This window comes from Saccharopolyspora phatthalungensis (assembly GCF_014203395.1).
Classification (GTDB): Bacteria; Actinomycetota; Actinomycetes; order Mycobacteriales; family Pseudonocardiaceae; genus Saccharopolyspora; species Saccharopolyspora phatthalungensis.
Map to the genome: position 1 here is coordinate 3,172,542 of NZ_JACHIW010000001.1, position 14,085 is coordinate 3,186,626.

A 14,085-nucleotide genomic window follows, 5' to 3' on the forward strand; every position below is an offset into this window, starting at 1 on the left:
CCCAGGTAGGGCAGCGGCACGGTTCCCGAACAGCGCCGTCGACCGCGCGACCAACCAAACCTTTGTGAAACGGTCTCAGCGTATGCCAGGTATGGTCCGGCGCATGACACAGCGCAAGACCCGGGTGGCCGTTGTTTTCGGCGGGCGCAGCACCGAGCACGGCATTTCCTGCGTGTCCGCCGGTAGCGTGCTCTCGCACCTGGACCGGAACCGCTTCGAGATCCTGCCGGTCGGCATCACCCGCGAGGGCGCCTGGGTGCTGGGCACCGACGACCCGAAGCAGCTGGAGATCCGGGACCGCAAGGCGCCCGAGGTCGCGGCGAACACCGCTCTTGCGCTGCCCGGTGACCCCACCCGCCGCGAGCTGGTGCTGCTGGAGCCGGGCCGGGGCGGCGAGGTGCTGTCGTCGGTCGACGTCGTGTTCCCGGTGCTGCACGGGGCCTTCGGCGAGGACGGCACCATCCAGGGGCTGCTCGAAATGGCCGACGTGCCCTACGTCGGGCCGGGCGTGTTGTCCAGCGCCGTGTCGATGGACAAGGAGTACACCAAGAAGCTGCTCGCCGCGGAGGGTCTGGCGGTGGGCCGCTACGAGGTGCTGCGCCGCGACCAGGCCACGCTGGACGATCGGCAGCGCGAGCGGCTCGGGCTGCCCGTGTTCGTCAAGCCGGCGCGGGCCGGGTCGTCACTGGGCATCACCAAGGTCACCGACTGGGCGGAGCTGGACGCGGCGATCGCCGAGGCACGCCGCACGGACCCGAAGGTGATCATCGAGAGCGCGGTGGTGGGCCGCGAAATCGAGTGCGGCGTGCTGGAGTTCCCGGACGGCCGGATCGCGGCCTCGCAGCCCGCCGAACTGCGGGTGGTCGGCGATTCCGACTGGTACGACTACGAATCCAAGTACCTCGATGACGTCACCGAGTTCGACATTCCGGCCAAGATCGGCGACGACGCGATCGAGGAGCTGCGCGACGCCGCGGTGCGGGCCTTCCGCGCCCTGGAGTGCCAGGGCCTGGCGCGGGTCGACTTCTTCCTCGCCGGAGACGGCCAGCTGATCGTCAACGAGGTCAACACGATGCCGGGATTCACCGCGATCTCGCTGTACCCGCGGATGTGGGCGCACACCGGCATCGACTACCCGACGCTGCTGAGCACCCTCATCGACACGGCGATCACCCGAGGCACCGGACTGCGCTGACGGGCGCCGCCGAAGGGAATTCCCGATTTGCCTGAAGTTGGGCATTTTCCCCGTGGTGTCAGGGGAAGACCGGTTGCTTGGGCATGGCGTCGCGGAGGATCGCGGAGAGGTCTTGGAGGGGACCGGTGCCGGTGCCCTCGGGGACGCTTAGCGCGACGTAGACCGGGCGGTCGACCGCCAGCCACGAGGTGTCGCCGCCCTGGTTGATCTCCAACCAGCTGACGCCGGAAACGTCCATCAGCTGCGCAGTCGGCGTCAGCTCCGCCGGCGCGCTGATTCCGCAGCGCATCGTCACCGGGTCGTGCTTCGCATCTCCCCACGCGACCGTCGCCGCCGGCGCGGGTTCCGCCAGCGCGCGGCGCGGAACGCGCTCATTGTCTACGGTCAGCTCGCGCGGCAGCGCCGCAAGTACCGTCGCGCACTCCGGTGTCGCCGCCTTTGGCGCGGGGATCGGGGGGAGCGCCAGCGGCCCGCTGCGCCGGGCCTCTTCGGCCGCTATCGCGGCCTGCCGCGCCTGGTGTTCGCCGTACCAGCCGTACGCGCCGATGCCGGCGACCGCCAGGGCGAGAAGTGCGCCGAGCGTGACCGCCACGATCAACACCGGCCGGGGCACTCCGGGCGCTGATTGGTGAACCACGTCGTCCACTACAGCACGGCCTTCGCCGGGTATCGGCACCGGCCTGGCGGCGCCTGAGGTTCCGCGACCGGCACCGTCACGCAAAATGAGTTCAGCGACAAGTTCCTTACAGGTGCACCACGGGACAGGTCAGGGTCCGGGTGATGCCTTCCACGTTCTGGATCTTGGCGACGACCATCTTGCCGAGCTGGTCGACATTCTCGGCTTCGGCGCGCACGATCACGTCATACGGACCGGTGACGTCCTCCGCGCTGATGATGCCCGGCGAACCGGCGATCTCGTTGGCCACGGCGGCGGCCTTGCCGACTTCGGTCTGGATGAGGATGTATGCCTGAACCACGGCGTGCCCCTTCGTCGTGCCGATGTGCTCGGGGTAGGAAACTGGCAGAAAGCTACCCCATCGGACCGAGCGAATGCTCAAGGAAGGGAGGTCCCAGTTGGGTCCTGATTCGTCGCAGGACGCACCGACCGTTTCCCAGTTGGGTGAGTTCGGTCTCATCGATCGAGTTACGGCCGGGCAGCCTCAGTCGCCCGGCACGTTACTGGGGCCGGGCGATGACGCCGCGGTCCTGGCGGCCCCGGACGGCCGGGTGGTGGCTACCACCGACGTGCTGGTGGAGCAGGTGCATTTCCGTTTCGACTGGTCGACACCGCACCAGGTGGGTCGCAAGGCGGTCGCGGTGAACCTGTCCGACATCGCCGCGATGGGGGCCGTGCCCACCGGCCTGCTGGTGGGGTTGGGCTGCTCGCCGGAGCTGCCGACGAAGGTGGTCGATGAGCTGGCCGGCGGCATGTGGGAAGAAGCACAGCAGGTCGGCATCGGCATCATCGGCGGTGACATGGTGTCGGCGACCTCACTGACGATCTCGATCACAGCCCTGGGCGACCTGCAGGGCCGGGCGCCGGTAACGCGGTCCGGCGCGCGGCCCGGTGACGTGGTCGCGGTGGCAGGCCGGCTCGGCTGGTCGGCGGCCGGATTGGCCGTGCTGGGGCGGGGTTTCCGCTCCCCGGTCGCGGTCGTCGGCGCGCACCGCGTCCCGGAGCCGCCTTACGGGGCCGGGCCGCAGGCGGCCGTCGCCGGGGCGACGTCCATGGTGGACACCTCGGACGGATTGCTGGCCGATCTGGGGCACATCGCCGCGGCTTCCCAGGTGGCCATTGACATCCGCACCGAGCAGGTGGAAGTGCCGCAGCGGCTGACCGAGGTCGCCTCCGCGCTGGGCGCGGACGCCCGGCACTGGGTGTTGACCGGGGGCGAGGACCAGGCGCTGGCCGCGACCTTCCCGCCGAGCCGCCCGCTGCCGGCGGAGTGGCGCGCGATCGGTGTGGTCGCCGAGGGCACCGGAGTCACAGTGGACGGAGCCTTGTACGAGGGCTCGTCGGGCTGGGAGCACTGGCGTTGACGCGAAGAACCCCGATGCGCCGTTGGCACATCGGGGTTCTTCGCGTTCGACGTGGTTAGCTCGTCGCCGATGTTTTCGGCGCGGGTGCGTCGTCCATCAGCGGCTTGCGTGCCGTCTCCTTCATCAGCAGGATCGGCCCCAGCGCCACCAGGGCCGCCGCCATCAGGTAGAAGGCCGGGAAGAGGGTGTTGCCGGTCGCCGTGACCACCGCGTCGTTGACCAGCGGAGCGGTCCCGCCGAACGCCGCCGTGGAGATGTTGTAGCCGACGCAGAAGGCCGCGTAGCGGACCTTGGTCGGGAACATCGCCGGTAGCGTCGCGGCCAGCGGTCCGATCAGCTGCACGTGCCCGATCGCCAGCAGTCCCAACCCCAGGATCGTGGTCAGCACGGTGCCCTGCGCGATCAGCATGAACGCCGGGATCGGCAGCACGAGGAAGCAGATCGCCGCGGACAGGAACAGCGGCTTGCGGCCGATCCGGTCCGACAGCGCACCTACCGGGGTGATGACCACCATCATGAACACCACGGTGAGCAGCAGCGGGATCAGCACCGTGGACTCCTGACCTTCCGGCACGTGGAGCGTGTCCTTCAGGTACGTCTCCATGTAGGTCAGGATGGTGTAGTTGGCGATGTTGATCAGCACCACGATGCCCATCAGGATCAGCAGCTGCCGCCACCATTGGCTGATCAAGTCCTTCAGCGGCGACTTGGCCACCTGGTGGGTCGCCTCCAGGTTCTTGAACGCCGGGGTGTCTTCCAGCTTGCTGCGCAAATAGAGCCCGACGCCGCCGAGCGGACCGGCGATCAGGAACGGAATGCGCCAGCCCCAGCTTTCCATCGAGGCGCTGTCCAGATTCAGGATCAGGATCGTCGGCACCAGCGCGCCGAATCCGAATCCGACCAGGGTGCCGAATTCCAGCCAGCTCCCCCAGAAGCCGCGACGGCGGTCGGGGGCGAACTCGGCGATGTAGGTCGCCGCGCCGCCGTATTCGCCGCCCGTGGAGAAGCCCTGCAGCAACCGGCACAGCAGCAACAGCATCGGCGCGATGATGCCGATCGCGCCGTAGGTGGGCAGCAGGCCGATGACGAAGGTCGAGCCCGACATCAGCAGGATCGTCACCGCCAGCACCTTCTGCCTGCCGATTCGGTCGCCCAGCGGCCCGAAGAACAGGCTGCCCAGCGGCCGGAACAGGAAGGAGATGGCGAACACGCCGAAGGCCGAGACGGTCTCCCACGGCCCGGGGAAGAACTGGTGGCCCACATAGGCGGCCACATAGGCATATACGCCGAAGTCATACCACTCCGTGCAGTTGCCGATTGCCGCTGCGCCGACCGCGCGACGGAGCAGTGATCGCTGCTCGGCTGCCGTTTCGGCTGTTTCCTGCGAAGTCATGAGATTGCGGCCCACCTCCGGGTCAATCCATCCACCGCCGCGGTCATTCGCAACTCCGCAGAACCTAGCTGAGCGGCCTGGGGGAGGCCACCAAAAGACCGGGATTGCGTTATCCCGATGTTATTCCCGTTATGCAAAACGTCACCGATCGGTCCGTTCGCCCGTTGTCTCGCGGAGTCGCTGATTTGACAGCCGAATTAGCTCGATGACGGGCGAAAATGGCTCTTTCGAGTGAAGGTTGAATACCGGTGTGCGCTATATCGCTCGCCACATTCCTACTATCGAGTGTGACGTGCGACACATTGACGGTTGCGGCCGCATCGCGGGGGCTGTCGAGAGGTTGATCTCGGCGGCTCGCTAGGGTGCTCGCATGGTCGCACGTCCACTGCACGAACTCGTGGGGCCCGGGTGGGCCCAAGCGCTGGAACCGGTCGCCGAGCAGATCAAGACGATGGGCGAGTTCCTACGCGCCGAGGTCGCCGCGGGGCGGAAGTACCTGCCCGCTCCCGAGCACGTGCTCCGGGCCTTCGAGCAGCCCTTCCACGACGTGCGCGTGCTGATCGTCGGCCAGGACCCGTATCCGACGCCCGGGCATCCGGTCGGCCTGAGCTTCTCCGTCGCGCCCGGCGTCGCGCCGCCGAAAAGCCTGGTCAACATCTTCCGCGAGTACACCCAGGACCTCGGCCACCCCATGCCCTCCAGCGGCGACCTCACCCCGTGGACCCAGCGCGGCGTGCTGCTGCTCAACAGGTCGCTGACTGTCCGGCCCGGCAATGCCGGCTCGCACCGCGGCAAGGGCTGGGAGGAAGTCACCGCGCAGGCCATCCGCGCGCTGGCCGCCCGCGAGGAGCCGCTGGTGGCGATCCTGTGGGGACGCGACGCCCGCGACCTGCGTCCGCTGATGCCCGGTGTGGAGTGCGTCGAATCGCCGCACCCCAGCCCGATGTCGGCCGACCGCGGGTTCTTCGGCTCCCGCCCGTTCAGCCGGGTCAACGAGATCCTCGCCCGCCGCGGTGCCGAACCGGTGGACTGGAAGCTGCCGTAGCCTGCGCCAGGGGTGTTTTGCCTGGTCGCCGCGTATGGATTTCGGTTCCGCCCGGCCGTACATTGACCCTTGCCGGGAGATGCGTTCGGGGCGGAAGAAGGCTCGCCATGAGAGCCGACCGGAGCAGCAGCGACCTGCGGTGTCTGGTCCGCAGGATATTCCCGGGTGCGAACCCGCTGCGGCGACGCACCGACTATTTCGAACCCTTTGCGCTGCTGATCGTCGCGCTGATCGCGGCCGTCACCGTGGTGGTGGCCCTCTTCATCGCGCAGGCAGAGTTGCGCGACCGGCTGATCGAAGTGGAGCACGAGCAGGCCGCCAAACACCAGGTCGTGGCCACTATCGTGACGGAGGTCGGTGATCCCAACGCGGCCGGGCACCGGTCGGTCGCGGTGCGCTGGGGGCAACCGCCGGACGAGCGCTTCGCCGTCGTCCAGTTGCCGCCGCGCGCCCCGGTGACCGGCACGCTCCCGGTGTGGCTGGACCAGCAGGGCGGGCCGACGGCGCCTCCGCTCACCCGAGCCGACGCGGCCGAGGCCGCCGGACTAGCCGGGGCGGGCGTGCTGGTCGGCTCGGCGGCGATCACCAGCGTGGCCCTGGTCGGAGCGCGCCTGCTGGTGACTCGCAGGCGGTTGGCGGCGTGGGCGGCCGAATGGGAGAAGATCGGCCCCCAATGGCGCAAGCACGCTCCTTAAACGGCGTGCGGCCGTTGCGAAGCACTCGACGCTCGATGCGGGCGAGTCTTGCCGTGGGTGCGAACGCAGAAAACCCCGAGGCGCTTGGCCTCGGGGTTCGCGCGCAGTCGCGTCAGCCGCGGGCGACCTTGCCGGCCTTCAGGCAGGAGGTGCACACGTTCATGCGCTTGCGCTGCGAAAGACCGATCTTGGCGTGCACGGTCTGAATGTTCGGGTTCCACCGGCGCCTGGTCTTCCGGTGGGAGTGCGAGACCGAGTTGCCGAAGCCTGGTCCCTTGCCACAGACGTCGCAGACGGCAGCCACGTCAGACACCCCTTACTTTGCTTGACGGTTACAGCGATGAAAGTCACGCAAGCACGCCACACTTGCGTGAAGGCTTGCTGTTCACCGCCGTGGACGGCGGCCAGATCCCGGAGAACCCGGTTGTCCTGGGTCATCGCCACCCTGGGACCGGATCAGTGTAGCCCACCGTCGGCGGCGGCTTCGGCGGTGGGGGCGAGTCCGATGCCTGCGTATGCGGCGCACGCAGCGACTAGTCTCGGACAATCCGACCGTCGGAGACTGCGTGGGAGGTCGCGGGTGTTGCGGACGCTGACTGCGGCGGCTGCCCGCCGCTGGGCGGACCTGGCCCTGGCCGCGCTGGCCGCCGAACGCGACGCGATCGACCGGATCAACGTCTACCCGGTCGCCGACGGCGACACCGGCACCAACCTGCTGCAGACGATGCGGGCGGCGGTGGAAACGCTGGATGCGGCGGAGCCGGACACCCTCGGCGGCGTGCTCGCCGCGCTGTCCAAGGGCGCGCTCGGCGGCGCGTGCGGCAACTCCGGCATGCTGCTGTCGCAGGCCATGCGCGGCATCGCCGAGCAGTTGCGCGATGTCGCCGAAGCGGACGGCCGTGCATTCGGTGCCTCGTTGCTCCGAGCCGAGGAGATGGCCCGGCAGGCCGTCGCCGAGCCGGTCGAAGGCACGCTGCTCTCGGTGCTGCGCGCGGCGGCACGCGCGGCGGCGAATTCGGACGAGCTGGGCGTGGTAGTGCAGAACGCGACCCGCGCAGCTATCAGTGCACTGGCGGCGACGCCGGCACAGCTTTCGGTGCTCTCCGACGCTGGTGTCGTCGATGCCGGTGGGCGCGGCTTGGTGATCATGCTCGACGCGCTGCACGCCGTGGTCCGCGACGGCGAGCGGCTCGCGCCGAAGGCGCCGGTCCCGGGCGACCCGGGTGTGCTGGAGCACGAGTCACAGTACGAGTACGAGGTCATGTACTTGCTGGCCGACACCGATCAGGATCGTGCGTTCGCCCTGCGCGATGCGCTGTGCGGGCTCGGCGACTGCGTGTCCGTGGTCGGTGACGGCGCCGCTTCCTGGGCGGTGCACGTGCACTGCGACGACATCGGGGCGGCGATCGAATCGGGCATCGAGACCGGGCGGGTGCACAAGATCAAGGTCACCAGGTTCGCCGATCAGCAGGCCGCCTTCGCGCGGGACGTCGCCGTGCTCGCCTGCGTTCCAGGTGGCGCGTTGGGCGAGCTGTTCGCCGCCGAGGGGGCGGATGTGCTGGTCGTCGGCCCGGAGCTGACGGCCGACGAGCTGGGCGAGGCATTCCGCTCGACCGGAGCCGCGCACGTGTTGGTGCTGCCCAACGACTCCGCCACCGCCGCCGTGGTGGAACGGGCCGGGCTGCTCGGCGAAGGCCAGGAGGTGGTCGTGGTGCCGACGGCATCGCCGGTGCAGGGGCTGGCCGCGCTGGCGGTGCACGACCCGAGTCGGCGTCGCGCGGATGATCAGGTGGCGATGGCCGAGGCGGCAGCCGCCACCCGGCGAGGTGAACTGCGCATCGCCGACGCCGAGGCGCTGACCTGGGTGGGCCGTTGTCTGCCCGGCGATGTGCTCGGGTTGATCGACGGCGAGGTGGTGCTCATCGGCGACGATGTGCTGACCGCGGTCCGGGACCTCGCCGCCAGGATGCTCACCGCTGGCGGCGAATTGCTCACCGCGCTGGTCGGGGCGGATGCCCCGGATGGCCTCTCGGGCGCGCTCGCCGAATACCTCCGGCAGGCCCGGCCCGAGGTGGAACTGGCCTGCTATCCCGGCGGCGATCTCGACGCCCTGCTGCTCCTCGGCGTCGAGTAGCGGCCACCGCCGCAAGTCGTTCTCGCGAGCACTCCGTGGTGCCTCGCGATCTTCACCCCGTCGCGCTGGGCGAACACTTGTCGAGCGGAACGCTTCTGCTGGGGACCAAGAATCGAATGGTGCTAATGTCATTGGCACCATGTTGCTTTCGTTGGATCTGCACGATCAGCGGCCGCTGCACGAGCAGGCCGCCGACTCCATCCGGCGCGCCATCGCCGACGGCGAGATCGAACCGGGTGACCGGCTGCCTCCCGCGCGGGATCTCGCCGTCGCGTTACGGATCAACGCCAACACCGTGCTGCGCGCACTGCGCGGGCTGCGGGAGGAGGGATTGCTGGAGTTCCGCCGGGGGCGCGGTGTCACCGTGCTGCGCCGTCCCGACCCGCGGGCCGCGCTGCAGCAGAAACTCGGCGAGCTGCTGACCGAGGCGGAGCGCCACGGTTACCGACCGGAAGACGTCATCGAATGGATCAGGCAGGGGGCGAAATGAGCTACTTCTCCGCAACATCCGCCGACCGGTTACGGATGTCCCACCGGACGCGGGGGGCGAAATGACCTACCGGGCCCGGTTCCTGGCCGTTTCGAGCCTGTGGGTGGTGGTCGTGACGGCGGCACTTTCCTTGGGCGCGCTGGCCTTCCGGGATCGGGTGCCCGATCCGCTCGCCTCGCACTGGGGCTTCTTCGGTGCGCCCGACGATTCGATGGCCGCCACGGGGTTCCTGATCTTCGTGCTGGCCGGCTGGCTGGTGGTCGCGGTGGGCGCGGTGGTGTTCGGCGCGCTCGGCTGGCGGCGGCGGCGCAGCCGGGCCACCACGGGCGCGATCCTCGGCGCCGCGGCGGTGTTCTTCGCCGGAATCGGGGCGCTGACGGTGTGGGCGAACCTCGACGTCGCCGAGTGGCAGCAGGCGCGGTCGCTGAACTGGCAGGTGCTCCCGAACCTCGCGGTCGCCGGATTCGCGGGCCGGCTCGGGTGGCTGGCGGGGAATCGCGGCCCGGACGAACCGGCCGGGCAGGAGGCCGAAACCGGCAACGAGCTGACCCTGAAACCGGGCGAACGCGCGGTGTGGTTGTCGTCGGTGTCGAGCCCGGTGCTCCGCGCGGTCGGCGGGCTCGTGGTGCTGGTCGCAGCGGTGAGTTTCGTCTTCCGGCCCTGGCAGTTCGCGCTGGTTCCGCTCCTGGCCGGCTTCGTGTGCCTGGCCATCTCCTCCGCACGGGTGCAGATCGACGAGCACGGCGCGCGGGTCGCGTTCGGCCCGCAGCGCTGGCCCGCTCGGCGGATCCGGCTGACGCAGATCGAGGGTGCACGGGTCGAGACCCGGCGAGCGCTGGAGGTCGGCGGCTGGGGTTACCGGGTTCGTCCCGGCAGCTCCGCGATCATGCTGCGCGGCGGCGAATGCCTGGTCCTGCGGCTGACTTCCGGCCGCGACTTCTTCATCAGCGTCGACCACCCCGAGCGTGGCGCCGAGCTGGTCAACGCGTTCATCACCGAACGCTCGGCGCTGTGAGTTCGTCTTTCCGCCGACGGCGCAGCCGCTCGTGCGAGCCGGGGCGTCGTGGCGGCGAGATGTCCGTGGTGGCGGCGAACCGGCTCTGACCGGTACCGACGGTGAGCCGGGCCGACCCGCACCCGTGGCGTGGCGCTACTGTCGTCACCGGTCGTCGATTGACCCGGGAGCGCCCAGTGAGTGTCCGAAGCCGATACCTGTGGTTCGTCGGTAGCTGGACCCTGCTCGTAGCGCTACTGATGATCGCGGTGCCGGTGCTGCTGCGCGCCCGCCTGCCGGAGCCCATCGCGGTCGAGTGGGCCTCTTCCGGCGCGCCGGAGAGCTCCAGTACGTTGCGCGACTTCCTTTTCGGCAAGCTCGTCTGGTGGCTGGCGGTGGCCGCGGTCTGGAGCGTGTTCGGGATTCGCGGAGTGCTGCGGCGGCGCGGGCTGGCCTGGGCCGGGGCGGCGTTGGGCGTGTTCGGCTCGCTGATGCTCGGCACCGTCGTGCTGACCGCGGTGGCCAACTTGGACGCCCCGGACTTCCGGCACGCCGCCGACCTCACCGGGCAGGGCTGGCTGTTGCTCGGCGGACCGCTTGCGGGTTGGCTGGGGTGGCGACTGGGCAGCAACAGCGCTCGGGTCGCCGCCACCGACTGATGGTCTCGTCGGTGCCGTCCGATAATTTGCGGTGTGCCCGCCCGGCTGGACGACCGGTGACGAAGCGCACGGCGGAGGACAACCAGTGACCACATTGGACGCGAAGCTCGACCGGGTGCTCGGTGCCAAGACCGGCAAGGCGCTCGAATCGGCGCTGGGGCTGGCCACGGTGGGGGATCTGCTGCGGCACTACCCACGGCGCTACGCCGAGCGCGGTGAGCTGACCGCCATCGCCGGTCTGGAGATCGGCGAGCACGCCACCGTGCTGGCCCAGGTGGAGCGGGTCGGCAAGCGCACCATGAAGTCCCGCCGCGGCACCATCGTGGAGGCCCGCATCACCGACGGTCACCGATCGCTGAGCTGCACGTTCTTCAACCAGGCGTGGCGGGAGCGTGAGCTGCTGCCGGGCCGGCGCGGGATGTTCGCCGGCAAGGTGACCGCCTACCGCAACCAGTTGCAGCTGGCGCATCCGGAGTACCAGCTGTTCGATTCGGACACGGACCTCGGTTCGGCGGCCGAGGAGTTCGCCGCCGCGCTGATCCCGGTCTACCCGGCCGCACAGGGCCTGCCGTCGTGGTCCATCGCGCGGTGCGTGGGGCAGGTGCTGGACGTCTGGGACGGCACCGACGACCCGCTGCCGGTGGAGCTGCGCGACCGGATGCGGCTGGCCGACCTCGAAGCGGCGCTGCGCAAGATCCACCGGCCGCAGAACTACGCCGATGTGGGCGCCGCGCAGGGCCGGCTGAAGTGGGACGAGGCGTTGGCGGTGCAGCTGGCGCTGGCGCAGCTGCGCGGAGCGGCGAAGTCGCACCCGGCCCCGGTGTGCGAGCCCCGCGACGACGGGGTGCTGGCAGCGTTCGACCAGCGAATGCCGTTCGAGCTGACCAAGGGGCAGCAGGAGATCGGCGAGCGGATCGCCTTGGACCTGACCACCGAGCACCCGATGAACCGCCTGGTTCAGGGCGAGGTCGGCAGCGGCAAGACCGTGGTGGCGCTGCGCGCGATGCTGCAGGTGGTGGACTCCGGTCGGCAGGCTGCGATGCTCGCCCCGACCGAGGTACTCGCGGCGCAGCACGCGCGCTCGCTGCGCGAGCTGCTTGGCGACCTTGCGATGGCCGGCGAACTCGGCGGCGCGGACGACGCCACCCGCGTGACGCTGCTAACCGGCTCGCTGAACGCGGCGCAACGCAAGAAGGCTCTGCTGGAGGCAGCTTCCGGTGAAGCCGGGATCGTCGTTGGCACGCATGCGCTGATCCAGGACCGGGTGTCGTTCGCCGATCTCGGTCTGGTGGTGGTCGACGAGCAGCACCGCTTCGGCGTCGAGCAGCGTGACGCGCTGCGGGCGCGCGGTGGGGACGACGTGTCGCCGCACGTGCTGGTCATGACCGCCACGCCGATCCCCCGCACGGTGGCGATGACGGTCTACGGCGACCTGGAAACCTCGGCGCTGCGGGAACTTCCGCGCGGCCGCTCGCCGATCAGCACGAGTGTCGTTCCGGTGGCGGAGAAACCGGCTTGGCTGGACCGGGCTTGGCAGCGGATCCACGAGGAGGTCCGGGCCGGGCACCAAGTCTACGTGGTCTGTCCCCGGATCGGCGACGACGAGGAGAACTCGGGCAAGGGCAAGAAGAAGGCCGCGAAGTCCGCTGTGGACGACAGCGACGGGGGCGGCGAGGAGCCGCCGCCGGAGGACGGCGAGGAACGGCGACCGCCGCTGGCGGTGCTCGACGTCGCCGAACAGCTAGGCGCCGGGCCGTTGGCGGGCTTGCGGCTGGGCATCCTGCACGGTCGGCTGGCCGCCGACGACAAGGACGCGGTGATGCGCGCGTTCGCCGCCGGGGAACTCGACGTGCTGGTCGCCACCACCGTCGTCGAGGTCGGCGTCAACGTCCCGAACGCCACCGTCATGGTGATCATGGACGCCGACCGGTTCGGGGTCAGCCAGCTGCACCAGCTGCGCGGTCGCGTCGGCCGGGGCAGTGCGCCGGGCCTGTGCCTGCTGGTCACCGATGCGATGGGCGGCACCACCACGCGGGAGCGCCTGGACGCCGTCGCCTCCACCACGGACGGTTTCGAGCTCGCCCGCCTGGACCTGGAGCTGCGCCGCGAGGGCGACATCCTCGGCGCGGCGCAGTCCGGCCGGAAGTCGGGCCTGAAGCTGCTGTCGTTGCTGCGCGACGAGGACGTGATCGCCCAGGCGCGGGAGGAGGCCGACCGGATCGTCGGCGCCGATCCCCGGCTGCGCGGACACCCCGGCCTGGCCTGGATGGTCGCCGAGGTCGTCGATGCCGAGCGCGCGGAGTACCTGGAAAAGAGCTGACCCGATGGCGATTTCAAGGGAAAATCGGCGCGTTGCTTTCCCTTGAAATGGGCTATGAAGCAGTGGCCGATCACGCGGCCTCTGCCACCTGATGACCATGATCAAAATGAACGCCGTGCCCTTCTTCAGGTCACCGGTCTCATCGACCACCAGCATCGCCTCGCTGGTTCCCAAACGCTGGACCGCGATCCGGCGGATGTCATCACGCACGGCATCGGCGTCCCACACCGCCCGCGACAGCAGATGCTGCATGCCATCCGGAGTGACATCACCGGCGTGCTCGGCAATGCTCCAGCAATTCTTCCGTGGCAGGTCCGACAACAACCCGAGCACGAACGCCCGCACCCGTCGACGCGGCTCCACCCGCGTGAACCGCCCCGCCACCCCCGCCATCAACGACTCGAACGACTCAAAAAATGGAGGTTGCATTATGAGTACCGACGGTTGGATGAAATCTAGCTACAGCCAAACAAACGGCGCGTGTGTCGAATTAACCGTTACGCTTGACCGTATCCGCGATTCTAAGGACCCGAACGGACCAACGTTGGCCGTCGATGTGTTGACGTTCATCGATGGCGTGAAGCAGGGTCGTTTCGACCGCTGAGACAGTGGTGCCCCCGGTACGGCGTACCGGGGGCACCGTGGTGTCTGAGGTTCGAAATGTCTCGGCTTGGCTTTGCCGTCCCTCTGACGTGGGCGAGGGTATCAGGTTTTGCCGTTGTGTCTTCGATGGTTCCTTTCCAGGTGAGGTAGCGCTGTTCGGCCACGCTGAACATACAGTTGCGGCACTTCCACTGGCCGTCAACTGGGCGTAGTACGTGGCCTGTGATGCGGTCGTGGTAGCCGTTTCCGTTGTTGAACGGGTAGCGTTTGAATTGGAGTCGCACGGTTCCGGGTGCAGGCTTTAGCATGAAGGTTTCCTTTCAGTGCATCATCCGCAGCATGTTGAGTGCCATTGGGATTTGGTCGATTACGTGTGGTGGGAGTTCCAGGGTTTGTGTTGTGTTGAGGCGGTGGTTGGTGATCGTAGCGGCCTTCTGCTTCGTTGATTTCTGCGCTGTATATGGGCATGTCGGTGACTCCTGTCGATATGATTTCGGCCCAAACGCTGCGGGGCGTT

14 protein-coding genes and 1 pseudogene are annotated in these 14,085 nt (G+C 69.0%); 10 read left to right on the top strand and 5 right to left on the bottom strand.

Going from position 1 to position 14,085, the window contains the following annotated elements:
• Nucleotides 1–103: 103 nt before the first annotated feature.
• Entirely contained in the window at nt 104–1,195 is a 1,092-nt protein-coding gene (locus BJ970_RS14645; protein WP_184726772.1) for a D-alanine--D-alanine ligase family protein, read from the top strand.
• A gap of 58 nt (nt 1,196–1,253) precedes the next feature.
• Here BJ970_RS14645 and BJ970_RS14650 read toward each other — a convergent pair whose 3' ends face one another.
• Nucleotides 1,254–1,796, bottom strand: coding sequence for a DUF3515 domain-containing protein (locus BJ970_RS14650; protein WP_184729107.1), 543 nt, complete (start codon nt 1,794–1,796; stop codon nt 1,254–1,256).
• Nucleotides 1,797–1,938: 142 nt separating this feature from the next.
• A complete protein-coding gene (locus tag BJ970_RS14655) occupies nt 1,939–2,172 on the bottom strand; it encodes an Lrp/AsnC family transcriptional regulator (RefSeq protein WP_168585018.1) in 234 nt (77 codons plus the stop codon).
• 97 nt (nt 2,173–2,269) lie between these two features.
• Between BJ970_RS14655 and BJ970_RS14660 the strand changes: the two genes are divergently transcribed.
• Nucleotides 2,270–3,235 carry a thiamine-phosphate kinase gene (locus BJ970_RS14660; RefSeq protein WP_246470851.1) on the top strand — a complete coding sequence of 322 codons (966 nt, stop codon included), beginning with the start codon at nt 2,270–2,272 and terminating at the stop codon, nt 3,233–3,235.
• 55 nt (nt 3,236–3,290) lie between these two features.
• Here BJ970_RS14660 and BJ970_RS14665 read toward each other — a convergent pair whose 3' ends face one another.
• Nucleotides 3,291–4,628: an MFS transporter gene (locus tag BJ970_RS14665; protein ID WP_184726774.1), complete on the bottom strand. Its 1,338-nt coding sequence runs from the start codon at nt 4,626–4,628 to the stop codon at nt 3,291–3,293.
• A 370-nt stretch (nt 4,629–4,998) separates the two neighbouring features.
• On the opposite strand from BJ970_RS14665, the gene BJ970_RS14670 reads away from it, so the two are divergent.
• Both BJ970_RS14670 and BJ970_RS14675 read left to right on the top strand, forming a co-directional pair.
• On the top strand, nt 4,999–5,673 hold the full coding sequence (locus tag BJ970_RS14670) for a uracil-DNA glycosylase (protein WP_184726775.1): 675 nt from the start codon (nt 4,999–5,001) through the stop codon (nt 5,671–5,673).
• Between the two features lie 107 nt (nt 5,674–5,780).
• Entirely contained in the window at nt 5,781–6,368 is a 588-nt protein-coding gene (locus tag BJ970_RS14675; RefSeq protein ID WP_184726776.1) for an Rv1733c family protein, read from the top strand.
• A 112-nt stretch (nt 6,369–6,480) separates the two neighbouring features.
• Here the strand turns inward: BJ970_RS14675 and rpmB are convergent, their stop codons facing one another.
• The gene (rpmB, locus tag BJ970_RS14680) at nt 6,481–6,672 is read right to left on the bottom strand and encodes a 50S ribosomal protein L28 (RefSeq protein WP_184726777.1); all 192 of its coding nucleotides are present in this window, start codon (nt 6,670–6,672) and stop codon (nt 6,481–6,483) included.
• 276 nt (nt 6,673–6,948) lie between these two features.
• Between rpmB and BJ970_RS14685 the strand changes: the two genes are divergently transcribed.
• The 5 genes from BJ970_RS14685 (at nt 6,949) to recG (ending at nt 12,965) form a co-directional block, all read left to right on the top strand.
• Nucleotides 6,949–8,502, top strand: coding sequence for a fatty acid kinase ATP-binding subunit FakA (locus BJ970_RS14685; protein WP_312864252.1), 1,554 nt, complete (start codon nt 6,949–6,951; stop codon nt 8,500–8,502).
• 139 nt (nt 8,503–8,641) lie between these two features.
• On the top strand, nt 8,642–8,992 hold the full coding sequence (locus BJ970_RS14690; protein WP_184726779.1) for a GntR family transcriptional regulator: 351 nt from the start codon (nt 8,642–8,644) through the stop codon (nt 8,990–8,992).
• Nucleotides 8,993–9,053: 61 nt separating this feature from the next.
• Nucleotides 9,054–10,007 carry a DUF1648 domain-containing protein gene (locus BJ970_RS14695; RefSeq protein ID WP_184726780.1) on the top strand — a complete coding sequence of 318 codons (954 nt, stop codon included), beginning with the start codon at nt 9,054–9,056 and terminating at the stop codon, nt 10,005–10,007.
• A 176-nt stretch (nt 10,008–10,183) separates the two neighbouring features.
• Complete coding sequence (locus BJ970_RS14700; protein ID WP_184726781.1) at nt 10,184–10,645, top strand: hypothetical protein; 462 nt, start codon at nt 10,184–10,186, stop codon at nt 10,643–10,645.
• Nucleotides 10,646–10,730: 85 nt separating this feature from the next.
• A complete protein-coding gene (gene recG, locus BJ970_RS14705) occupies nt 10,731–12,965 on the top strand; it encodes an ATP-dependent DNA helicase RecG (RefSeq protein ID WP_184726782.1) in 2,235 nt (744 codons plus the stop codon).
• Between the two features lie 114 nt (nt 12,966–13,079).
• On the opposite strand, the pseudogene BJ970_RS14710 reads toward recG, so the two are convergent.
• A pseudogene (locus BJ970_RS14710) lies at nt 13,080–13,358 on the bottom strand (transposase); the annotation flags it as partial.
• Between the two features lie 37 nt (nt 13,359–13,395).
• On the opposite strand from BJ970_RS14710, the gene BJ970_RS14715 reads away from it, so the two are divergent.
• Entirely contained in the window at nt 13,396–13,569 is a 174-nt protein-coding gene (locus BJ970_RS14715; RefSeq protein ID WP_184729108.1) for a DUF397 domain-containing protein, read from the top strand.
• Nucleotides 13,570–14,085 lie beyond the last annotated feature (516 nt).